Annotated in this window: 23 protein-coding genes and 1 riboswitch; of the genes, 21 read left to right on the top strand and 2 right to left on the bottom strand. The window is 41.6% G+C overall.

Features of this window, described 5'->3' with window-relative positions; genetic code table 11:
- On the top strand, window positions 1-1,024 hold a 1,024-nt coding region (locus tag FC60_RS03785; RefSeq protein ID WP_056937149.1), incomplete at its 5' end, for a triphosphoribosyl-dephospho-CoA synthase.
- 31 nt (window positions 1,025-1,055) lie between these two features.
- Here the strand turns inward: FC60_RS03785 and FC60_RS03780 are convergent.
- Both FC60_RS03780 and FC60_RS03775 read right to left on the bottom strand, forming a co-directional pair.
- Window positions 1,056-1,919, bottom strand: coding sequence for an RluA family pseudouridine synthase (locus tag FC60_RS03780; RefSeq protein WP_056937148.1), 864 nt, complete (start codon window positions 1,917-1,919; stop codon window positions 1,056-1,058).
- A 40-nt stretch (window positions 1,920-1,959) separates the two neighbouring features.
- On the bottom strand, window positions 1,960-2,163 hold the full coding sequence (locus FC60_RS03775) for a YjzD family protein (protein ID WP_040467799.1): 204 nt from the start codon (window positions 2,161-2,163) through the stop codon (window positions 1,960-1,962).
- A 132-nt stretch (window positions 2,164-2,295) separates the two neighbouring features.
- On the opposite strand from FC60_RS03775, the gene dnaE reads away from it, so the two are divergent.
- From dnaE to FC60_RS03675, 20 genes are all read left to right on the top strand, one after another.
- Window positions 2,296-5,616: a DNA polymerase III subunit alpha gene (gene dnaE, locus FC60_RS03770; RefSeq protein ID WP_056937147.1), complete on the top strand. Its 3,321-nt coding sequence runs from the start codon at window positions 2,296-2,298 to the stop codon at window positions 5,614-5,616.
- Between the two features lie 110 nt (window positions 5,617-5,726).
- Window positions 5,727-7,148: a pyruvate kinase gene (pyk, locus tag FC60_RS03765; protein WP_056937146.1), complete on the top strand. Its 1,422-nt coding sequence runs from the start codon at window positions 5,727-5,729 to the stop codon at window positions 7,146-7,148.
- Between the two features lie 100 nt (window positions 7,149-7,248).
- Window positions 7,249-8,148, top strand: coding sequence for a CvfB family protein (locus FC60_RS03760; RefSeq protein ID WP_056937145.1), 900 nt, complete (start codon window positions 7,249-7,251; stop codon window positions 8,146-8,148).
- Window positions 8,117-8,899 carry a tyrosine-type recombinase/integrase gene (locus tag FC60_RS03755; protein WP_056937144.1) on the top strand — a complete coding sequence of 261 codons (783 nt, stop codon included), beginning with the start codon at window positions 8,117-8,119 and terminating at the stop codon, window positions 8,897-8,899. Before FC60_RS03760 ends, FC60_RS03755 begins: the two co-directional genes overlap by 32 nt.
- A 10-nt stretch (window positions 8,900-8,909) precedes the next feature.
- A complete protein-coding gene (locus FC60_RS03750) occupies window positions 8,910-9,299 on the top strand; it encodes a hypothetical protein (protein ID WP_056937143.1) in 390 nt (129 codons plus the stop codon).
- 3 nt (window positions 9,300-9,302) lie between these two features.
- Window positions 9,303-10,076: a segregation and condensation protein A gene (locus FC60_RS03745; RefSeq protein WP_056937142.1), complete on the top strand. Its 774-nt coding sequence runs from the start codon at window positions 9,303-9,305 to the stop codon at window positions 10,074-10,076.
- Complete coding sequence (gene scpB / locus FC60_RS03740) at window positions 10,069-10,659, top strand: SMC-Scp complex subunit ScpB (protein WP_056937141.1); 591 nt, start codon at window positions 10,069-10,071, stop codon at window positions 10,657-10,659. The genes FC60_RS03745 and scpB overlap by 8 nt, the downstream gene beginning before the upstream one ends.
- Window positions 10,659-11,378 carry a pseudouridine synthase gene (locus FC60_RS03735; RefSeq protein ID WP_056937140.1) on the top strand — a complete coding sequence of 240 codons (720 nt, stop codon included), beginning with the start codon at window positions 10,659-10,661 and terminating at the stop codon, window positions 11,376-11,378. The genes scpB and FC60_RS03735 overlap by 1 nt, the downstream gene beginning before the upstream one ends.
- A gap of 48 nt (window positions 11,379-11,426) precedes the next feature.
- Window positions 11,427-11,546, top strand: a riboswitch (FMN riboswitch).
- A gap of 81 nt (window positions 11,547-11,627) precedes the next feature.
- The gene (locus FC60_RS03730) at window positions 11,628-12,200 is read left to right on the top strand and encodes an ECF transporter S component (RefSeq protein WP_056937139.1); all 573 of its coding nucleotides are present in this window, start codon (window positions 11,628-11,630) and stop codon (window positions 12,198-12,200) included.
- 57 nt (window positions 12,201-12,257) lie between these two features.
- Window positions 12,258-12,827: a YpbB family protein gene (locus tag FC60_RS03725; protein ID WP_056937138.1), complete on the top strand. Its 570-nt coding sequence runs from the start codon at window positions 12,258-12,260 to the stop codon at window positions 12,825-12,827.
- A complete protein-coding gene (locus FC60_RS03720) occupies window positions 12,811-13,293 on the top strand; it encodes a helix-turn-helix domain-containing protein (RefSeq protein ID WP_156399297.1) in 483 nt (160 codons plus the stop codon). The genes FC60_RS03725 and FC60_RS03720 overlap by 17 nt, the downstream gene beginning before the upstream one ends.
- The gene (locus FC60_RS03715) at window positions 13,268-14,713 is read left to right on the top strand and encodes a RecQ family ATP-dependent DNA helicase (protein ID WP_056937136.1); all 1,446 of its coding nucleotides are present in this window, start codon (window positions 13,268-13,270) and stop codon (window positions 14,711-14,713) included. The genes FC60_RS03720 and FC60_RS03715 overlap by 26 nt, the downstream gene beginning before the upstream one ends.
- 62 nt (window positions 14,714-14,775) lie before the next feature.
- Window positions 14,776-15,360 carry an SAG1386/EF1546 family surface-associated protein gene (locus FC60_RS03710; RefSeq protein WP_056937135.1) on the top strand — a complete coding sequence of 195 codons (585 nt, stop codon included), beginning with the start codon at window positions 14,776-14,778 and terminating at the stop codon, window positions 15,358-15,360.
- Between the two features lie 12 nt (window positions 15,361-15,372).
- Window positions 15,373-16,041, top strand: coding sequence for a (d)CMP kinase (gene cmk / locus FC60_RS03705; RefSeq protein WP_056937134.1), 669 nt, complete (start codon window positions 15,373-15,375; stop codon window positions 16,039-16,041).
- Between the two features lie 77 nt (window positions 16,042-16,118).
- Window positions 16,119-17,348 carry a 30S ribosomal protein S1 gene (rpsA, locus tag FC60_RS03700; protein WP_056937133.1) on the top strand — a complete coding sequence of 410 codons (1,230 nt, stop codon included), beginning with the start codon at window positions 16,119-16,121 and terminating at the stop codon, window positions 17,346-17,348.
- 67 nt (window positions 17,349-17,415) lie between these two features.
- Window positions 17,416-18,729 carry a ribosome biogenesis GTPase Der gene (gene der, locus FC60_RS03695; RefSeq protein ID WP_056937132.1) on the top strand — a complete coding sequence of 438 codons (1,314 nt, stop codon included), beginning with the start codon at window positions 17,416-17,418 and terminating at the stop codon, window positions 18,727-18,729.
- A 210-nt stretch (window positions 18,730-18,939) separates the two neighbouring features.
- Window positions 18,940-19,215 (top strand): HU family DNA-binding protein, encoded by a 276-nt coding sequence (locus FC60_RS03690; RefSeq protein ID WP_007121623.1) that lies wholly within the window; start codon window positions 18,940-18,942, stop codon window positions 19,213-19,215.
- A gap of 92 nt (window positions 19,216-19,307) precedes the next feature.
- Window positions 19,308-20,576: a tetratricopeptide repeat protein gene (locus tag FC60_RS03685; RefSeq protein ID WP_056937131.1), complete on the top strand. Its 1,269-nt coding sequence runs from the start codon at window positions 19,308-19,310 to the stop codon at window positions 20,574-20,576.
- Between the two features lie 98 nt (window positions 20,577-20,674).
- Window positions 20,675-21,880, top strand: a complete 1,206-nt coding sequence (locus FC60_RS03680) for a CCA tRNA nucleotidyltransferase (RefSeq protein WP_056937130.1) — start codon at window positions 20,675-20,677, stop codon at window positions 21,878-21,880.
- A gap of 4 nt (window positions 21,881-21,884) precedes the next feature.
- The gene (locus FC60_RS03675) at window positions 21,885-23,777 is read left to right on the top strand and encodes an ABC-F family ATP-binding cassette domain-containing protein (RefSeq protein WP_056937129.1); all 1,893 of its coding nucleotides are present in this window, start codon (window positions 21,885-21,887) and stop codon (window positions 23,775-23,777) included.

The raw sequence follows: 23,777 nt of genomic DNA, 5'->3' as shown, positions 1-23,777 counted from the left end.
CCTGCTTAATGGGGAAATTCGGACCCTACCTCGGGAAGCGGTCAAGGCCCCGGCTCGGCGCTGTTTAATTTGTGATAAGCCGGCAAAATTTTGTCAGGCTCAGCAAAGGCATTCAATAGAAGAGCTCCAAACGCAAGCGGATCGGCTAATTCAATTACAATTAGAAGCGGATAGTCAAGGCCAAATGGCACAACAACTTGGAAAATTGGCTACACAAGCATTGCTAGAGGAGGTAGCTATTTGGCCAAAGCCGGGTTTGGTTGATCCCCTTGAACATTTATCCCATCCCGATATGGACCAATTCACCTTTATTAAAAGCGCTTTAAGTTTGCAAGATTATTTCACCAAATGTGCCTTTGTCGGGCTAACCACTCATGAAGATAATTATCAATTGGTTTTTGATGAAATTCGCCAATTTGGACTGGTGGCAGAGCAAGAAATGAATTTGGCAACGGCTGGAGTTAATACCCATAAAGGGGCAATTTTTACCTTAGGCATTATTGCTACGGCTGCTGGAATCATTATTAATCACGATCAGTGGTCATTAGATCAATTGAAGCTCACAATTCAGCAAATGTTAGCAAAACTTATGCATGATGATCTACAAAGCCAAAAGGAACCGACGGAAGCAACGGCGGGTCAACAGCAATATCATCAGTATGGCTTGGGTGGTGTGCGGGAAGAGGCTGCCTTAGGCTATCCGACGGTGTTTAATTATGGTCTGCCAGCTTACCAAGCGGCCGCTGATCAATCTAGCAATGACCGAGGAGTGACGACGCTCTTAGCCATTGCCCGCCACACGATGGATTCTAATCTGATTAAACGTGCTGGTAGTTTGGATATTTTACAAGAACGTGATCATTGGATTGATGAGATTGATGCTGCTGGTGGAATCACAACAGACCTTGGTCGCCAAAAGCTTAATGAAATGGCGGTTGAGTTTGCTCGTCGACGGTTAAGTATGGGCGGCAGTGCTGATTTACTAAGCGCTACGCTATTTATTGCCATGATCGATAATTTATAAAAAAAGATGTGATTTTTATGATCACATCTTTTTAAATATATTGCTCAAATTCAATGGGTAAAGGAGCATTAATCGTTAATTTTTCACCACTGAAGGGTAAGATTAAATGAAGCTGAAAGGCATGGAGCATCATTCGCGGTCCTGGATTCATTCCGTATAAGGGATCACCAATAATGGGGTGGTGCTTGGCCATTAGATGAACTCGAATTTGATGGGTCCGGCCAGTGGCTAATTGTAATTTGAGTAAAGAATGAGTTTGATGAGCTTGGATCAATTTTAAATTAGTTTGGGCGGGAAGAGCATCGATTCCATTAACCTGGCGTTTTCGTTGGTCATTGGGATCGTGGCCAATTGGTAAATTAATCATGCCCGCATTTTCTTCCCACTGCCCACTGACAACTGCTAAATATTCACGGTTGATCTGATGGGTGCTTAAAAGCCGATTAATGATCGGAACCACAATGGGATGCTTACCAATAATCATTGCGCCCGAAGTCGCTTGATCAAGTCGATGAATCATTTGGGGATGCGCAATTTGAGCAGCCATATAATTCATGACGGTATCTAACTCATTGGGTTGATTGGGGTGGCTTTTGAGACCAGCGGGCTTATTGATGACTACCAAATCACGATTTTCATATAGGATTGGGAGGGTTTGGTGATTATTTGGCAAATAGCCTTGCTGAGTCCGAAATTCTGCTTCCGAAAACTGCATCTGAAGCTGATCGCCAGGATTAATAATGGTATTCATCGGCACGTATTGACCATTAACTAACACGTTTTGCTTGATTCGCAAAAAATGAACATAACGTTTTGGTAATTGCCAACTAGTTTGGAGGAGGTGACGCAGTGGCTGAGCAGGTTGATTGGAAATTTCAGTAATTGAATAAGTCATAATAAAAAACCGTTTCCGAATTCAGAAACGGCTCCAATAATTAGTTTTCTTTACGTGAAGGGTTAGCATGAGAAGTAATCGCAGTAATTACATTCACGAAGATAACTGCTAAGATTGCTCCCAAAACAGCAACTGTGGTGTAATTAACCGTGGTTTGTTCTAGTTGGCTTGCAATGTAACCAAATACTAATCCGTAAATGCAACCCCAGAATAGGGCCATGACATTTTTCCAGAAGAATCGCATATTAATCACCTCTCAATTAAATCTCAATAATTATAACATAATTTAGGATGGGGTTGAAGAGAAAGCATGACATTCCTAATTATTGAAAGCTTTGCTATACTGTTAGCAGAAAAACTTTAGGGGGCTAGTTCCGTGTTTGTACCTTTACAAATTAAAAGTTCATATAGTCTATTACAAAGTACGATTCAACCACGGGAGCTGGTAAAAAATGCTAAAGAACGAGGTTACCAGGCAATCGCCATTACTGATGAACAGGTTATGTATGGCGTGATCGAATTTTATCAGGCGGCTCAACAATTCGATCTTAAACCATTAATTGGCCTAGAAATGACGGTTTTGTTTGGTCAGTTAGCGACCCAACAAGTCAAATTATTATTCTATGCCCAATCATATCATGGCTATCAATCCTTAATGCAACTGTCGACATTACGGATGACAAAGCAAAGTGACCTAACTTGGCAAGATGTTCAGACTCATTTAACGGATGTAATCGTGATTGTGGCACCACAATTAATGGCAATTGATGCTGTGCAAATTGCCCTCTTACAGTCGATTCGACAAGTGGTTACTGATCGTCTCTATATGGGGATCAACCTGAGTCTCGATCCCGTCCGGCGGCAAGTAATTGTTGATTTAGCCCAACAAATCAAGACCCCAGTAGTTGCTTGCGAATCGGTTGAATATCTAGAATCTAACCAATATTTCGCAAGTCAGGTTTTACGATCAATCGGCACCAAACACATAATTGAAGATCCCTTAAATGGCGTTCAACATCAGGGAACCCATGAGCTAAAGCCAATGGTCGATGTCGAGCAAGCATATCAGGTTGCGGGATTAGCTGATGCCGCAAGGGAAACTGAGCGAATTGCTCAACGATGTCAATTAGAGTTAAATTTTCAAGCTCCGATTTTGCCACAATTTCCAACGCCTAATCAAGAAGATGCCTATACTTATTTGAAAACTTTATGTCAACAAGGCTTGCAAAATCGTCCGATTGCTAAAGGTCATACGGTTAGTGAATATCAAGCCCGACTCGACCATGAATTATCGGTGATTCATGACATGGGTTTTGATAATTACTTCTTAATCATTTGGGATGTAATGGCTTTTGCTCACCAACATCAAATTACGACGGGTCCCGGAAGAGGATCAGCCGCGGGGTCACTTGTGGCCTATGCTTTAGCAATCACCGATGTTGATCCGATTCAGTATCAATTATTATTTGAACGATTTTTAAATCCGGAACGGCAACAAATGCCCGATATTGATTTAGACCTGCCTGACAATCGACGAGAAGAAGTGTTGACTTATGTTCACCAAAAGTATGGTCACCAACGAGTTGCTCAGATCATCACTTTTGGCACTTTGGCTGCCCGGCAAGCGGTTAATAGTGTTGGTCAGGTATTAGGGGTCCCTAAATATCAATTGGCAGAAGTCCAACAGGTCGTTCGGCGACAGACTCCGACAAATCAAAAATATACGCTCAAACAAGTGGTGCAAGCATCGCAAGCCCTTCAAAATTTGATGCAAGATGATCCCTTGATCAAACTCTTAATTGAAGTTGCAGAAGATTTAGAAGGGTTACCACGGAATGTATCGACACATGCTGCCGGATTGGTCTTGTCAGAAGAACCGTTAATCGATACTGTCCCACTCCAAAATGGTAGTAGTGAAGCCGGGTTATTGATGACCCAGTATCCAAAAGATCCAGTTGAAACCCTGGGTTTATTAAAAATGGACTTTTTGGGCTTACGTAATTTATCAATAATGGATGAGGCAATGCGCTTAATTCACCAAACCAACCCGGACTTTTCCTTAAACCAAGCTGATTTAACGGATCCATTGACGATGAAACTTTTCCAAATTGGTGAAACGGACGGGGTTTTTCAGTTCGAATCCAATGGTATTCGACGAGTTTTGCAACAGTTACAACCTGATTCCTTCGAAGATATTGTGGCGGTTAACGCTTTGTATCGTCCTGGTCCTATGAACAATATTGACCATTTTATTGCACGAAAGCATGGTCAAGAAACAACAAATTATATTACCCCAGCCCTGGAACCGATTTTGAAAAATACTTATGGTATTTTGGTTTATCAAGAACAGGTAATGCAGGTGGCGGTAACTATGGCAGGCTTTAGTCTAGGACAAGCCGATAGTTTACGGCGAGCGATGAGTAAAAAGAAAGCTCAAGAGATGGAACGAATGCGGCAAAGCTTTGTCCAAGGAGCCCTTCAAAAGGGATATCAAGAATCAGTCGCCCAGCAAGTTTTTGATTACATGGACCAGTTTGCTAATTATGGCTTTAACCGTTCTCATGCAGTTGCCTATTCCAAGATGGCTTTTGAGATGGCTTATCTAAAGGCACACTATCCCTTAGCTTTTTATGCTGCCCTGCTGTCGATTGAACCTAATCCTGAAAAAGAAATTGAACATTTTCAATCTGCTAAACGGATGCAGGTTACGATTAAGAATCCTTCCATCAACCAGAGTGATAGTGATTTTACGGTTGAAAACAATGGGTTGCGAATTGGACTAGGCTTTATCAAAGGAATTCGAGGCGATTTTGTGAAAGCCATTTTAACTGAGCGGCAGGCCCGGGGACCCTTTGAGAACCTGAATGATTTTATCAATCGTTTAGATGAACGCTGGCAAAATGAAAAGCAGATTTTGCCTTTGATATACGTCGGCGCTTTTGATCGCTTAGGCTATAACCGTGCCGAGATGGTGCAGGCCTTACCGGGATTGATTGAAGGAGCCTCTAAATTCCAAACCTTGTCGCTATCGGATGAATTAGCACCGGTGATTGATCGACGACCGGAATTAAATATCAATGAGCGGTTAGCTAAGGAAAGCGAATATCTCGGTTTATACATTTCTGGTCATCCAGTAAATCAGTATGCTAAGTTACAAGCGCGCCTCCAAAGCCAAGTGATTAGCCATCTCAAAGCTGATCAGATAGTTACTTTAATCGTTCAAATTAATCGAGTCCGGGTGGTGAAAACCAAGCGAGATCGTCGTGAGATGGCTTTTTTAACGGTTAGTGATGAAACCGGCAATTTAGATGTCACCGTCTTTCCCAGCCAATATCAACAATTTAAAACGAACCTGCAGAGTAATCAGATCGTAGTTATTAACGGAAAAGTCGAACAACGCAATCAAGAATTACAACTAATTGCTAACCGAATTGCCTTAGCGCGACAGGTTCAAGTTGAAACAACGCCAAAACGGTGGGTATTACGGATTACGCCGGGAGTTTCTGAGCAACAAATTATCAATTTGTTAAACCAATTACAACGGGAAGCGAGTGGAAACTATCCGGTAATTTTTTATGATGCAGCAACTAATCAAGCCCAACAAAGTCGCTATCATTTGGATGGTGAAAACAAGGTTATTGACCATCTGAAAGAATTATTAGGAAATGAAAACGTTATCTTACAAGAAATGGGATAAATCTGATTAAGATGACTACCATTTTGACTTGATTGTGATATGATTACCATTGGTCGACTGGAAGTTACAGTTGAATTCGATATAGAGAAAAAAGGAGTATTTGATTTCTTATGAAGAAAACAAAGATTGTTAGTACCTTAGGGCCAGCAAGTACTGATGTTGAAACGATTACTAAGTTGATCGAATCAGGAGCCAACATTTTCCGTTTTAATTTTTCCCATGGTGACCATGAGGAACATTTAGGACGGATGAATAATGTCCACGAAGCTGAAAAGCGGACGGGGAAGAAAGTTGCGATCATGCTTGATACCAAGGGTGCTGAAATTCGGACTACCGTTCAAAAAGAAGGTAAAATTGCTTTTGAAACTGGTGACCAAGTACGGATTTCGATGGACGATTCAATCGAAGGTACTCATGATAAGATTGCTGTGACCTACCCAGGTCTATATGACGACGTTAAAGAAGGCGGTCATGTTTTATTTGATGATGGTCTTTTGGACATGTTAGTGGAAGAAAAAGATGAAGCTAACAAGGAATTAGTTTGTCGGGTGCTTAACGCAGGTATATTGGGATCACGGAAAGGGGTTAATGCTCCAGGTGTCTCCATTAATTTACCAGGGATCACGGAAAAGGATACTTCTGACATCCTCTTTGGTTTAGACAATGGCATTAGCTACATTGCGGCATCATTTGTGCGGAAGCCTCAAGATATCGAAGACATTCGAGTGCTCTTGAAGCAAAAGAACATGGAAGATGTGTTAGTCTTACCAAAGATCGAATCTCAAGAAGGGATCGATAATTTTGAAGCAATTATGGAAGTTTCTGATGGATTGATGGTACCTCGTGGTGACATGGGGGTTGAAATTCCAGCCGAAAACGTGCCATTGATTCAAAAGATGATGATTCGTCGTTGTAACGAATTAGGAAAGCCAGTTATCACGGCAACCCAAATGTTAGATTCAATGCAAGAAAACCCACGTCCTACGCGGGCTGAAGTTTCTGACGTTGCCAACTCTGTCTTTGACGGGACGGATGCGACGATGCTTTCTGGGGAAAGTGCCAATGGGGACTACCCAGTAGAATCTGTGGCAACAATGAACCGGATTGACATTAAGGCTGAAAATAACTTACTCCAATACGGTACTGAAGAATTTAACTTTGATACTTCAGACGTTACGGAAACCATTGGTTCAGCTGTTTCACGGGCTGCTCGTGATATGGGAATCAAGACCATTGTAGCAACGACCACTAGTGGTTATACTGCTCGGATGATTTCCAAGTATCGTCCTAATGCTGATATCGTGGCTTTGACTTATGATGAACGGACTCAAATGAGCTTGATGCTTAACTGGGGGGTTCAACCATACGTCATTGACCACCCAGAAACTTCAGATGAAATGTTTGAAATGGCTTCGCAAAAAGCTAAGGAATTAGGCTTTGCTCAAGCTGGTGACCAAATTATCGTGGTATCTGGTTTGCTTCACGGTGGTGCCGGAACTACCAACTTAATGCGGATTCAAACTGTTAAATAATTATTATTAAAGTGCAAGGGTTTCACAATTGCGGATTGTGATCCCTTTTCTTTTGGGCTAAATACCGTTAAAATAAGGTGGTTAAGAAAAGGAGTGCCATATGAACACTGATCTAGGAAAAATTGTGACCGCAGTCATGATTGATGAAAATGAGACCGATTACTTTGTCCAACCAGCGCGGAATGGGCAAACTTATCGCCTGCCTAAAGATGAGGCGCCACAAGTCCTACATATTGGTGGTCAAGTTCAGGGTTTCGTTTACGAAAACGACCATCATCAGTTGCAAATGACCTGTGATCATATTCCAACCGTTCAAATTGACCACTATGATTTTGGGACGGTGGTCAATGTTCGTCGTGATCTTGGTGTCTTCGTCGATATTGGTTTACCCAATAAGGATGTCGTGGTCTCACTGGATGATTTACCGACTCTAAAGCATTTGTGGCCGCAACCCGGTGATCGTTTGTTAATTGCCTTGACCGTTGATAAACATGACCGGATTTGGGGGAAGTTAGCTGATGAAGCAATTTTTCAAGCAATTGCCAGACGTCCCCAAGCCAAGATGAAAAATTGGAATGTAAAAGGGACCGTTTATCGATTAAAGATGGCGGGATCATACGTTTTGACGGATGATTATTGTTTAGGATTTATTCACCCGAGCGAACGAGATCAGGAGCCACGCTTAGGGTCGAAAGTGTCTGCACGGGTGATTGGTTTATCCAGTCATGGCGTTTTGAATTTATCCTTAAAACCACGATCATATGAAGCAATTGGGGAAGATGCTCAGCAGATCCTGATGATTTTAAAGCATGATCCAAATCATGAACTGGCTTTAACGGATAAGAGCGATCCTGAGACGATTAAAACGATTTTAGGGATTTCGAAGGGACAATTTAAACGAGCAATTGGTCATTTAATGAAGGCCGGCTTAGTAAGACAAACGGATGGAGTTACTAAATTAATTAGCGATGACAACGGAACTCAGGACCTTAACAAATGAATATTTAGTCAACTTAGCTGATGCTAAAAACTTAAATGCTGCGACGATCCAAAGTTATCGTCATGACTTGGCTGTATTTGTTGATTGGTTAGAAAGCCAAGATATCAATGATTGGCATCAGGTTGATCAAAATACTTTATTGGCATGGCTTACCGAACAAACTCAAGCCAAGGCCACCATTCGTCGTCACTTGTTAAGTTTGCAAAGGTTTTTTCGTTATTGGCAAAGTCGCTCGGTATTAGACGATAATCCGGTGGACTTAGTGGAGCTACCTGTTAACGATGTAACTAACCCTGATCAACCATTGACCAAAGCGGAAATGGAAAGGTTGTTAGGGCGGATTAAATTAACGGAATTTTCGCAGGTCCGTACTCGCTTAATGATCGAATTATTATATTCTACAGGGATGCGGGTGAGCGAACTTTGTAAATTGAAAGTTAGTGCTTTTCAGTTTGATTTACAGACGATTCAACTAAGTGATCGCGTTGTTCTTTATGATGATCAAACGGCAATGGTTTTAAGATGGTATCTAATGGATTTGCAGCCCCAGGCGGATCAATATTTGTTTGAACGAACGCCTAAGCAACCATTTAGTCGCCAATTGATTTGGCAATTAATCCGGCAAGCTGGCACGGAAGCTGGCCTTGACAATGTTTCACCACGGCGGATTCGACAAAGTTTCATTGCTCGTTTAACTGAAAACGGTGCTCCGTTGACCCTGATTCAGACTTTATTAGGTCGACACGTGTAGGAGATGTGAGATGTTAAAAGCCTATCGGAAAGAAAACCGTAAGATTGCTTTGGGTTTAATGTCATTTATACCCGAATGGAAGAACGATTATGAACGCCTAAATCATGAACTTGATTGGGCAACATCAGGTAATCGCCAGGTAATGTTATGGGAGAATCCATTTACCAATCAATTAACTGGGATTATCATTTTTGAACAAGGTGAACATTATATTTTGGTTCGGCATTTATCTTTTTCACCGAGTGATCGGTCGGGACGTAATGTTTATGATGTCTTTAATGATTTACACCAGCAATTTAGCGATTGTCGTTTAATGGGGACTTTAGCGATTCAACCCTTAATTAGTAATTGGGAAAAAGGATTATACTATCAGCGACAACAGGTCAAAGCGAAGGAGTAGTGCATGGCCCAAGCGAATTTACCAGAATATTCGGACCAACCAACCTTGCGACTTAATGAATTCGAGGGACCGTTAGAAGTTCTTTTACAACTCATTAAACAAGCCGAAATGGATATTTATGATATTGAGATTAGTTCTATCACGGCTCAATATATGGATTTTTTGCGGCAACAGCAAGCCCGGCAGTTGGATATTGCGGGGGAATATTTTGTCATGGCAGCGACTTTAATGGCGATTAAAAGCGAGATGCTATTGCCGAAGCCACCGGTAATTGATGATGAAGTTGATGAAGAAATGGTTGATCCCCGGGATGAATTGGTTCAACAATTATTAGAGTACCAGCGCTATAAACAGGCGGCCGAAAAGCTGAAGGATCGTGAAGAATATCGACAACAAGAATTTACCCGCGAAGCGATGGCCGTTCCTGAGAACTTTATCCAGGCGACCTTTGCGCCCGGTGTTTCGCTGGAACAATTACAAACAGCCTTTGCCAAGGTGGTTAAGCGCCATCATTTAATTGAACCCGCTCGGCAAACCGTCAGTTCAGAACCGATCACGGTTGCCCAACGGATTGACTTTGTCATGGAAAAGGTTACACAATCGACCCGGTTTGAAGACTTGTTTGCAGATGAGTACTCACGGAATAATCTGATCACTACTTTCATGGCTATCTTAGATTTAGCTAAACATCGGGCGGTCCGAATTGAACAAAGTACCTATCTGGGACCGTTAATCGTCCTTCCAGGTGAACGAAAGGCAGAGTATCAACATGGATAACCAAGCGCAAATTGAAGGCTTGCTTTTTATCAGTGGCGATGAGGGCATTAGTGTTGCTGAGCTAGCTAGTGCAACTGGTTTTATGAAACCAGCCGTTTTAGAAATTTTAAATCAGTTAGCAAGTCAGTATACTGAAAATGAAAAATCAGCCTTAACTTTATTACATAGTGGTGAGACTTATCGTTTGGCTACTAAAGCCGCCTTAGCTCCCGTCATGAAGCGATACTTTGAAACTCCCTTAACGGTGCCACTAACTCCGGCAATATTAGAAGTACTAGCAATCATCGCTTATAAGCAGCCGATTACCCGGATTGAAGTTGATGAAATTCGCGGGGTACAAAGTTCTGGATCAATTCAAAAATTAATTATGCGAGGATTAATTGAAGCTAAAGGACGGCTGGAAGTCCCTGGGCGACCATATCAATATGCCACTACAGCTGCTTTCCTTGATTATTTTGGTTTAGATTCATTAGAACAGTTACCACCACTGGACGATGAGCTAGATGAAGCGAGTTTAGATGGAGATATCTTCTTGCGGGCGCTTCAATCAAGACAAGCAATGAATGAAGAAAGTGAAGACTAATGGAACGTTTACAAAAAGTAATGGCTCAAGCGGGCGTGGCCTCACGACGGGCATCTGAAAAACTGATCACAGAAGGTCACGTGGAAGTTAATGGTCAATTAGTAACGGAATTAGGGACGAAGGTAAGTGTCCATGATTTAGTTAGTGTTGATGGCGTACCAATTGAGCCAGAACCAACCGAATATTATATGTTAAACAAGCCGCGGCAGGTCGTCAGTACTGCCCATGATGATAAGGGACGGCGGACGGTGGTCGACATTTTACATGATGATGGGGTGGAGACCCGAGTTTATCCAGTCGGCCGCTTAGATTACGATACGACTGGTTTACTAGTTTTAACTAATGACGGAGGCTTAGCCCAATCCTTAATGCATCCGAAATATGAAACTGATAAAGTTTATATTGCTAAGATTAAGGGGAAGCTATCCCGTGAGCAAGAAAAACAGTTACGTGATGGGGTTAAGTTTGACGGTCATCGTGCGCGCGGCGCTAAAGTTAAGGTAATTTCAACGGATGACAGTCGGCATACCCAGATTATTGAAATAACGATTCACGAAGGTCATTATCATCAGGTTAAGAAAATGCTACAGGCCGTTGGCCATCCCGTCATGAAACTGCACCGTGAAAGCTATGGCCCGTTATCTTTAGGTAACTTACAGGCTGGCGAATGGCGTCCCTTGAAACCACATGAAATTCATGAATTAAAGCAAGCTCACTAGTTGTACTTTGACCGGGATCGTGATAAAGTTAACATGTAAATTTAATAGATTTGTCTTCAAGGCAGGGTGAGATTCCCGACCGGCGGTATAGCCCGCAACCCGCATGAGCGGTGGAATCCAGTGCAATTCTGGATGCCGACAGTAAAGTCTGGTATAGAGAAGATTAGAAATGATTTGAGGACATATTTGATATGGTCCTCTTTTTATTACCAAGAAGATAGATCTCAGAATATTCGGAGGTTTATTGTCATGACAGAATCACATCGACGGATTCAACAAATTACTTTTATTGCGGTTTTAAGCTGTCTTGCTTTTATCCTAATGATTTTTGAACTACCCAATCCTTTTTCGGTCGCTTCATATTTAAAACTAGACTTTTCAGATATTCCGGTGCTTTTAGCTACTTGGATGTATGGACCATTGAGTGGCTTTATGGTGGCCTTTATTAAATGCTTTTTACATGCATCCATGAATGGTTTTAGTGATTGGCTAGGGGTGTTAAGTAGTCTTGCCTCATCACTTTGCATTCTCTTGCCATTTGCTTGGGTCTTTAAAAAAGCTAAATGGAAATTTGCTAAGCAGTTATACTTAGGGGGCGCGGTTTCTACGGCATCTTTGACTGTTGTTATGTCGGCCTTAAACTGGTTAGTTTTAGTCCCGGTTTACATGAGTTTGTGGGGGTGGCATCCATCGGTTCCAGTACCCCAACTAGTAGCTTTAGGGGTTGTTCCATTTAATATCCTTAAAGGAATATTAATTGCCGTGATTTTTGCAATTATCGCTAAACCGTTGCAATCAGTGTTAAAACACTATAATCTATAATTAACTTATTGACTGGGTTTGAACCCAGTTTTTTATTTGGTATCCGGGGAGGCTCTGATGAATCCATATATACTGACCCTGTTTAATCGCCAACCACGGCGAATTCGAGTGATTGAAAATATTTTGAAGAACCGCCGTTCGGAAGCCAATTTGTTTTGGGGTTATAACTATCAAATTCTCGGCGCGCTTGGTGCTGAACGGCAATTAAAGCGGCAAGATTATGATCAACAGCTAGCTCAGTGGGTTAAAGATGGTTTGCTGAAAATAGACGATCAGCAAGCTAGTTTAACGGAAGCGGGGCTTGAGCAAGTGAAGACCTTTTGGGATCATCATTACCAACCTCATTTTATTCAGTGGGCCTGGGTAACCAACTATCAGACCTTTGCTAATCGGGTTTTGTTAGCCTTGCAAGTGATTTCCCAATATCAACATCAAGACCACCAATATCTACCCTTATCATTATCAGAATATGAAATGAATCGGGTTCGCCAATGGGTACGAAGTTTAAAGCCGAAAGATATAAGGCTGATTATTAATTGTTTACAGAAAATTACCGAGGAGCTTGCATCGGTTGACGAACGCTTAGCTATTCTCTTGACCTATCGTTTAATTGGTTGGCTGGACTAATCAGCAAGCGGCGCAACACTTGGCGGTAACAATCGATGAGATCCCGGTGATGTGGCGCGATTTGTGGTTAAAGATGGCGGCGACTATAGCTAGCCAATCCGGTCCGTTAACAGCTTTAACACAAGATTTGATTAGTCCGAGTCCAGCTAGTCAAAGTGCCATGAAAACTATCCAAACTTTTCAAAGCGGGATTTCAATTGCGGAAGTCAGTCAGCGGCGGCATTTAAAAATTAGTACGGTGCGGGAACACATTTTAGAGATTGCGATTTTAAGGCCGGAATTAATTTCAGTATCCGCCTTAATTCCAACATCGAACTTAGCAAAATTAAAAGCTACTTATCAAGGCTCGGCCTTCAACTGGCAATTTCAAGAAGATTCCGATGAAGCAAGTGCTTTTTTTGAATTTCGGTTATATCAAATCATGAGGTGTCATCGAGAAAATGGCGACTATACAAGCACAACTTAAACAGATTTTGCATGATAAATTTGGCTTTGATCACTTCCGTCCAGGTCAATTAGCGACTTTGGAAGCTCTTTTAACCGGTCAACCAACCTTGGCAGTGCTACCAACTGGGGCAGGGAAAACCCTTTTATATCAGTTGCCAGCTTATTTATTGAAGGGACCGATTTTAATTGTTTCGCCCTTAATTTCCTTAATGCAAGATCAATTAAATCGGCTCCGCCAACAAGGGTTGAAAAAGGCGGCGATGTTGAACTCCACCATTGGTTACCAAGATCGGCAGTTAATCCTTAATCATTTAAGTGATTATCAATTTATCTTTACCTCACCAGAAATGTTAGCTAAGGAGACTAACTTAGCAGCTTTTAAACGGCAGGGGGTGGCCATGATGGTTATTGACGAAGCCCACTGTATTTCACAATGGGGGCCAGATTTTCGACCAGAGTATCTCTTGCTCAAAGAAGTTATTAAAAGTTTACAACCCGCAAAATTATTAATGTTAACAGCCACAGCTACTCCGAATACCCGCCAAGATATTATTGATCGATTGGGATTAACATCTCAGCAGGTGCACCAGATCGTTCAATCGGTCAATCGGGAAAACATTTTTTTAGCCGTCGAAAAAGTTTTTAACCCAGATGAAAAACGACAACGATTGGTTGAGTTATTACAGCAACTCGGTGGCCAAGGGATTATTTATTTTTCTAGTCGAGCTTTAGCTAATGAAATGTCGGCTTATTTATCGGCGGTAACTGATTATCAAGTCGCCGCTTATCATGCTGGTATCTCGGATGTAGATCGTTACCGAATTCAACAACAATTTATGCATGATGAACTACAGATAGTATGCGCAACCAGTGCCTTCGGGATGGGGATTGATAAGGATAACATCAGATATGTCATTCATTATCATTTACCCAATAGTTTAGAAAATTATGTCCAAGAAATCGGCCGTGCTGGCCGTAATGGGCAACAGGCGCTTGCAATCTTGCTCTATGCGCCAGGAGACATCCAAATTCCTCGATTGTTAACCTCGGTAGAAGTGCCACCAATTAGTGTAATGGAACAATTTAATAAAGGTGGCGTACCAATAGAAGCACTGGGACCGCAAGCTGAAGTGATCGCTTTTTACCTTAGCCATCAAACCAGTCCGCAAGTAATTAAACAATTGTTCCATGAACAGGAACAAAAAGTTCAGGCACGATTGGATAAAATGATGGAATATTTGCAGACACAAACTTGTCGTCGCCAGGTCATTCTTAATTATTTTGGTGAATCAAAAATTGAACAAGGTCAGCTTTGTTGTGATGTTGACCTGCCACATTGGACGGTATCAAATCTAGATTTACCAGCAGAAGTTAGTCGATCCTTACCAAATAGTCAATTAGATTGGCGAAGACGACTAAATTCATTTTTTAATCTTTAATTCCTAGACCCATCATTTGAAATAAGATAAGATAATAAAGAAATAAGATACGGAGGGGTATTATGAGCGATAAACAAGAACCTCAAAAAGATCAATCCAATAACCAATCTCAATTATGGAATAAAACCTTTACGGATGAACGGGCGGACCAAAAAAAGCAGTCAGCACCTAAACGAGTCCAAAGTCGGCGTTCTAATCGGCGGCGGCGGACCTTCAGCAATCAGTTGCTAACGGTTCTTGTCATCTTAGTAGTCTTATTAGCGGCGACCCCGGTCGTTTATTGGGTTAACCATCAAAATAGTTTTAGTCATCCACAAACTGAGGCAACTTCTTCATCTAGTTCAAAGAAGTCGTCAAGCAGTCAAAAGTCATCTAGCAAGAAGACTAGTTCCAAATCAAGTTCGAAGACGACCAAAACCAGTAAGACAGCTAGTGCTAGTCAAAAGTCAACGTCTACTTCCAGCACGAAAACTAGTAGTTCCAGTTCCAGTTCTTCCAGTGGTAAAAAGTATGTTACTTTAGAGTCTGGGCAAGGACTTTATCGGGTGGCTATTAATAACGGGACGACCGTCGATAAGATTATGGAGTTAAATGGTTTCAGTAGTACGACGGGCTTACAACCGGGACAAAAGATTCGGGTTAAATAATTAGGGGATAGCATGACAAAAGGATTTCAAGTAGCAATTGATGGACCGGCCTCAGCTGGGAAGAGTACGGTCGCTAAGTTAGTGGCGCAAAAATTTGGCTATATCTACTGTGATACAGGCGCCATGTACCGTGCGGTTACGCTAGCGGCGCTCCAACAAAAGATTGATTTGAATGATCAAGTTAAGGTTGCAGCAATTGCTGAAAATTTACCATTACGTTTTGAAACGGGTGATCCACAACAGGTTTGGCTTGGTGATCAAAACGTTACCCAGTTAATTCGAACTAATGAAGTGGCACAAAATGTATCAACGGTGGCGGCAATTCCAGCAGTACGCCAAGCAATGGTTAAGATGCAACGTGAAATTGCGAGTCAGAATAATATTGTCATGGATGGTCGTGATATTGGCACAACCGTGCTACCACAGGCACCTGTAAAGATTTTTATGGTTGCTTCAGCCCATGAACGAGCCCGCCGGCGGTATTTAGATAACCAAGCACGGGGAATTGCCACGCAATCGATCGAAGAATTACAAAAAGCGATCGAGTTACGGGATCAAAAGGATTCAACGCGTAAGGTATCGCCATTAGTTCAAGCGGCGGATGCAATTCGGTTAGATACCACCGCATTGACCATTGATGAAGTCGTTAATGAAATTATTAAAAAAGTAAAAGACAATTAAAGTAAATGCTGGTCAAATCATTTTTTTTACTGTAAAATGGTGTTCAGAGTTAATTGTTGCTAGGAGGATTATTTTAGATGGCTGAAAATGAAAACAATAACGCTATGTTAGAAGCACTTGACAGCATTAAACCAGTTAACGTTGGTGATGTTGTTAAGGGAAAGGTATTGCAAATCGATGACGATCGCCAAGCAGTCGTTGGGATTGAAGGCTCAGGTGTAGAAGGAATCGTTCCTGCTAACCAATTGTCAACGAAGCCAGTTAACGACATCAATGAAGTCGTTAAAGTTGGTGATGTATTGGATTTAGTCGTGATCTCAAAGATCGGCAGCGATAAGGAAAACGGTAGCTACCTTCTTTCTCATCGGCGCTTAGAAGCCATGAAGGTTTGGGATGAAATCCAAGCTAAGTTTGATAATGGTGAAACTTTGACCGCTACGGTTACTCAAGCTGTCCGTGGTGGTTTGGTTGTTGACGCTGGTGTACGTGGTTTCGTGCCAGCATCAATGATTACTGATCACTATGTTGATGACTTAAACCAATTTAAGGGTCAAGAACTTGAATTCAAGATTGTTGAAATTGAACCAAGTGAAAATCGTTTGATCCTTTCTCACAAGGAAATTGTTCAAGAACAACATGCTGAAGCAGCTGCTAAGATCTTCGGTGAATTAGCACCTGGTGATGTAGTTGAAGGTAAGGTTGCTCGGATGACCAACTTTGGGGCCTTCATTGACCTTGGTGGGGTTGATGGTTTAGTTCACGTTTCTGAAATCTCATACGATCACGTTGATAAGCCAGCTGATGTATTAGAAGTTGGTGAAGATGTGAAGGTTAAGGTCTTGAGTGTTGATCCAGAACGCGAACGGATTTCATTATCAATCAAGCAAACCTTACCAGGACCATGGGATGATATTGAAAGCAAAGCGCCTCAAGGAACTGTCTTGACTGGTACTGTTAAGCGTTTGACTAGCTTCGGTGCCTTTGTAGAAGTATTCCCTGGTGTTGAAGGTTTGGTTCACATTTCACAAATTTCACATAAGCACATTGCTACTCCAGCTGATGTACTTAAAGTGGGTGAAGAAGTGCAAGTTAAGGTCTTGAATGTTGAAGCTGACAAGCAACGTCTTGGCTTATCAATCAAGGCATTACAAGAAGCACCAAAGGATGCTGAAAGCAACAATGGTGGTTCTCGTCGTCCACGTCGTCGCAATAACAATAACAATTTTGCGGCTGACGCTCCCGAAGAAGAAACTGGTTTCACCCTTGGTGATTTAATCGGGGACGAATTAAAGAATGCTGGTAAGTAATCTTTTACTTGCTAATATCTAGTCGGGGCTTCCCCGGCTTTTATTTTGGAAAAGAAAGGAGCAAAAAATGGCAAATCCAATTGTAGCAATTGTCGGTCGACCAAACGTCGGTAAATCCACGCTTTTTAATCGGATTGCTGGTGAACGGATTTCAATTGTTGAAGATACTCCTGGTGTTACTCGTGACCGTATCTATGCCCATGGCGATTGGCTTGGCAAAGAATTCAGTATGATTGATACTGGAGGAATTGAAATTTCTGACCAACCATTAACGACTCAAATTCGTGAGCAGGCAGAGGTGGCTATTGATGAGGCTGATGTCATTGTCATGGTGGTCAATGTTGAAAATGGGGTGACTGATGCTGATGAGCAAGTTGCTAAAATTCTCTATCGATCCCATAAGCCGGTTGTTTTAGCGGTTAATAAGGTTGACAATCCAGAACGCCGGACTCAAATTTTTGACTTTTATTCCCTTGGCTTAGGTGAACCATATCCGGTTTCGAGTGTTCACGGGGTCGGAATTGGGGATTTGTTAGACGAAGTGATTAAACATTTCCCTGAGAGATCTAATGCTCAAGATGATCAACGTATTCGGTTCAGTTTCATAGGCCGTCCCAATGTTGGAAAGTCATCAATTGTGAATGCTATGTTAGGAGAAGATCGGGTGATTGTTTCTGACATTGCTGGAACCACCCGTGATTCGATTGATACCAACTTTAAAACACCCGACGGCCACGAATTTACCATGGTTGATACGGCTGGAATTAAGAAAAAAGGGAAACTCTATGAGAATACCGAGCGGTATGCCTTGATGCGTTCTATGCGGGCGATTGATGATTCTGATGTCGTAATCTTTGTATTGAACGCTGAAGAAGGGATTCGGGAGTTAGATAAGCACGTTGCCGGTTATGCCCATGAGGCCGGGAAGGCGATCATTATTGCGGTTAATAAGTGGGACACGATTCCTGATCGGGACCAACGCACGATGACTGACTTTACTAATTTAATCCGGCAAGAGTTCCAGTATCTGTCCTATGCCCCAATTATCTTTGTATCAGCTAAGACCAAACAACGGCTATTTAAATTACCGGAGATGGTCTTAGAAGCGTATGAACATCACACCCGGCGAGTCCAATCGTCAGTATTAAACGATGTTATTATGGACGCCGTTGCTGCCAATCCGGCACCATCGTTAAATGGTCGCCGCTTACGTCTATATTACGCAACTCAAGTGGCTATTCAACCACCAACATTTGTGGTGTTTGTCAATGATCCTGACCTGATGCATTTTTCTTATGAACGGTATCTTGAAAACCGGATTCGAGCCGCCTTTGACTTTACCGGAACCCCAATTCATTTGATAAAACGTCAACGAAAATAAATGTAGCAATATATACCTAATATCTGATAAAAGAATTGATATATATAAGTTAAGATAAAATTGTGATAATGCTTGTCATGACGGGCATTGTATGATAATCTTGTTTTTGAAATGATGCGATGGTTCGTTATTATTTCGTTAATTTTGGACCACTCAAAATTAACTATCACATAGCAAGTTATTTGCTAACCGTGGGAGGTGAAATTTGACATGGCAAACAAAGCTGAATTAGTTAACAATGTTGCAGCATCAACTGGTTTAACCAAGAAGGATGCTACTGCAGCTGTTGATGCAGTATTTTCATCAATCGAAGCTTCATTAGCTAAGGGTGAAAAAGTTCAACTTATTGGTTTTGGTAACTTCGAAGTTCGTGAACGTGCAGCTCGTAAGGGTCGTAACCCACAAACTGGTGAAGAAATCCAAATTCCAGCAAGCAAGGTTCCTGCATTTAAGCCAGGTAAGGCCTTGAAGGATGCTGTTAAGTAATCTTAACTAATCCGATGGCGCGAGCAACATTGTTGTTCGCGCCTTTTTGAACTTCATTGATCATGCCAAATTTTGATAATAAAGAGGTAACTATGTCCTATTCTGAAAAAATGTTAGATCAACTTGATCGTGGTCAGTTGGCAGACGCCAAAAAATCTTTTGCCTGGGCGCTCCGTAAAGATGATGATGAAACGCTATTTAATTTAGCCGAAGAATTATATGGACTGGGTTTTTTAAATCAGGCGCAACGGGTCTACTTAAAGCTATTAGAAAAATATCCTGATGAAGACGTCTTACGGACTGCCTTGGCAGAAATTGCGATTGATAACGATCATAATGATGAAGCCTTGACCTATTTAAATCAAATTACTGAGGATTCTGACGCTTATGTTCCAGCACTTTTGGTAGCGGCTGACCTATACCAAACTGAAGAACAGTTTGAAGTGACGGAAAGCAAATTACTGGAAGCTTATCAATTAGCACCAGATGAACCAGCAGTTTTGTTCGCTTTAGGGGAATTCTATAATCTGATTGGCAAGCCTGAACAAGCGATCCGATATTATTTTGCTTTGATTCAAGCTGGCTACCTAGAATTTGCCAAGGTTGATATTGCGGGTCGCTTAGGGACTGCTTATGCCCAAAGCGGTCATTTTGACCAGGCTTTAGGATATTTAGAGCAGGTTGATCCACAGTATCAATCTAGCGATATTCGCTTTCAAACTGGTTTTACCCAATTACAATTAGGAAAACTAAATGCGGCGGAGCAAAGCTTACAAGCTTTAATTGATGATGATAGTCAATATGCCAGTGCATATCCGGCCTTAGCAACAGTTTATGAACAAGAAAATGACTACCAACAAGCACTCAAAACTGTTCAAGAGGGTTTGAGTGTTGACCAATACAATGAGAATTTATATGCGCAAGCGGCTGATTATGCTAGTCATTTAGGTGATGATCAGTTAATGGATCAATATTTACAACGAGCTCATGAAATAGATCCAGACAACTTAACGATTACGATTCAATACAGTAATTTTTTATTATCCCAGCAGCGTGATCAGGATAATCTTAACTTATTAGCATCTGTAGAAGATGACGAAGTGGTTGATCCCCAAGTTGAATGGAACCGGGCCCAATCGTATTGGCGTCTGGAACAATTTGACCAGGCAGGGCAAGCATTCAGTGCTGCTTTGCCGGCTTTTGAAGATAATCCTGACTTTTTATATCAATTAATTGATTATTACCAAGCCGTGGGGGAACGGGACTTAATGTTCGATCAACTACAAAGATATGTTGAATTAGTCCCGACTGATACAGAAATGGCGGAGCGGCTTGCTGAATTTGAAGATCAAATGTATTAATGGTTTGTTGGGCTCCCTATTTGCGGAGCTAGCAAACTTTTTTTAATTTAAATTCTTTGTTAGAATATGTATTGGATTTACGTTAAAGGGGTAAGAATATGATCATCGAGCAACTACCAACAGAATTTAAGGAAGCAGAACCAGTCTTAGCACAAATTGAAGCAGCTGGTTTTGAGGCTTATTTTGTTGGTGGTTGTGTTCGAGATACGATCTTGGGTCAACCTCTACATGATATTGATATTGCAACTAGTGCTTATCCGAGTGAAATTAAAGCGATTTTTTCACGGACCGTCGATACCGGAATTGAACACGGGACGGTTATGATTTTAGATCATGGGAAAGGATATGAGACGACTACTTTTCGGACTGAAAGCGGCTACCAGGATTTTCGTCGCCCCGATGAAGTGACCTTTGTTCGCTCCTTGGCCGAAGATTTACAACGACGAGATTTCACCATTAATGCCTTGGCCTTAAAACGGACAGGGGAAGTAATCGATCTTTTTGATGGTTTGCATGATCTCACTAATTGTCTCATTCGTGCAGTCGGCAATCCTGATGAGCGTTTCCATGAAGATGCCTTACGAATGATGCGGGCCGTGCGTTTTGCAAGTCAACTAGATTTTGAGATTGATCCCGAAACGATTCAAGGAATCACTGATAATGCAACATTGTTGTCTAAAATTGCGGTTGAAAGAATTCAAGTCGAATTAGAAAAGCTATTCATGGGCACAAATCCCACGAGGGGACTTCAAGTAATGTTGGAAACGAACCTGTTTAAGTATACGCCCACGTTAGCCGATCAAAGAACGACTTTGCAGGATTTGGTAGCTTTAGATAATTGGTATTTGACGTCCCCAGTATCTGCGTTGGCGACTTTAATGTTTGCGGGCGGATATGCTGATGAAACCATTCCAGACCTACTAAAGCAGTGGAAATTATCTAATGATTGCATTAAAGAAACGCGTCTAGTGGTTCAATTTTTAGATGCGCTACAAAAACAACAAGTGACCCCAGAATTGTTATTTAGAATGAACGCTAAGCGACTCCAATGGGCTCATGAGGTCGCTCAAGTGCTTAATATCGAGCATGATCAAGCTACTATTTTGCGTGATTATGAAGAATTACCAATTCATGATTCACATGAATTGGCAATCAAAGGTGGCGATTTAATTACCACAGTAGGAATTAAACCTGGGCCACAGTTAGGTCAAATAATTAGGCAATTGCAAGTTGCAGTCTTGACTCAAAAGGCCAAGAACCAGCCAATAGATCTAATTGCGTTAGCAAGCAAATTGAAAGGATAGTAGTATGCAGACCTTACGGGCCGACAACTTAACTAGTACTTATGGTGAGAAAACCTTATTTAAAGATGTTTCCTTTATTATCAATGAAAATGACCGTATCGGTTTAATTGGGACAAATGGGAGCGGGAAAACTAGTTTATTAAATGTGATTGCGGGACTGACGAATGCTGAGCAGGGGACAATCACAAAGCCGAGCGACTATACAATTGGTTACTTACAACAGCAGCCCAATCTTGATCCTCAAAAGACTGTGACTGAGGCTGTTTTTGCCAGTGATCAGGCCGTTTTTAAGCTGATTCGGCGGTATCATCAAGCTTTGGATGAATTTAGTCAACATCCAGAAGATCCCCAAGCAATCGAAGCTTATACTAAGTTACAAGTTCAAATGGACCAGGCGAATGCTTGGGAAGCCGAAAGCCAAATTAAAACAATTTTGACCCAATTACATCTAACGGATTTGGATCGAAAAATTAGTGAACTTTCGGGGGGACAGCTAAAACGAGTTGGTTTAGCCGTAGTTCTAATCCAGCATCCCGATCTCTTAATCTTAGATGAACCAACTAATCACTTGGATTTAGATTCAATTATCTGGTTGCAAGATTACTTAGCTACTTATAAAGGAGCGGTTTTGATTGTCACGCATGACCGCTATTTCTTAGACCAGGTTACTAATCATATTTGGGAATTATCGTTTGGCGATCTTTATCATTACGATGGTAATTATCAATCCTTTGTGGAACAAAAAGCTAACCGCATTGAATTGGCGCGGGAAACAGAAAAGAAGCGCCAGAGTCTCTACCAAAAGGAATTAGCTTGGATGCGAACGGGGGCTAAAGCCCGGTCAACGAAACAAAAGGGTCGGATTAATCGGTTTAATGAATTAAAAAGTCAAATCGGTCATTTACAAGAAGATCAAGATCTTGAAATTGCTTTAGGTTCCCAGCGATTGGGTAAAGACGTTATCGAGTTTAAAAATGCCAATCTCACTTTTGACCAACTGACGATTTTGCAAGATTTTAATTGGTTAGTCCAAGCAAATGACCGGATCGGGATCTCCGGAGAAAATGGAGCCGGCAAAACCACCTTATTCAAAGTAATCATGGGGCAATTACCGCTTGATTCCGGGGTACTTAAGATTGGTGAGACTGTTAAATTAGGTTATTATTCCCAACAAACCGAGCCAATCCCTGAAGATAAGCGGGTGATTGAATATTTGTCCGAAGTCGCAGAATCCGTCTTTGATCGTAATGGTCAACGAATTGAGGTTACTGGTTTACTAGAGCGCTTTTTATTCCCACGCTTTATGCATGGGACGCTGATTCGAAAATTATCCGGTGGTGAAAAACGGCGCTTGTTCTTATTGAAGATTTTGATGCAGCAACCAAATGTCTTGTTATTAGATGAACCAACTAATGACCTCGATATCGGAACGCTTGCTGTTTTGGAAGATTATTTAGATACCTTTGCTGGAACAGTAATCACGATTTCACACGATCGTTATTTCTTAGATCGCGTTGCTGAACAATTGCTGATTTTTAAAGGTCAAGGGAAGATTGATCGTTACGTGGGGCGGTTCACCGATTATTTAAATCAGTCGGATGAGTCTAGTTCTAAACCGACGGATCAATCAAGGGTTAATCCTGCCCCCCAAGCCACGCCAAAGGTCACCAAGGACAAAACCAAATTAACCTACGGAGAACGGTTAGAGTGGGATCAATTAAACGAAGATATTGATCAATTAACCGATCAACAACAGGCCTTAGAATTAGCAATGAGTGAAAACGGGGATAATTACGAAAAATTAGCCCGTTTGCAACAAGAATTAAACGAAGTTGTTAAGACCCTAGACGAGAAAACAGCTCGTTGGGAATATTTAAGTGAATTTGTAGATGAATAA

Origin of the sequence: Limosilactobacillus gastricus DSM 16045 (assembly GCF_001434365.1) — a bacterium.
GTDB classification, from domain to species: Bacteria; Bacillota; Bacilli; order Lactobacillales; family Lactobacillaceae; genus Limosilactobacillus; species Limosilactobacillus gastricus.
This window is presented reverse-complemented; position numbering and strand designations above follow the sequence as displayed.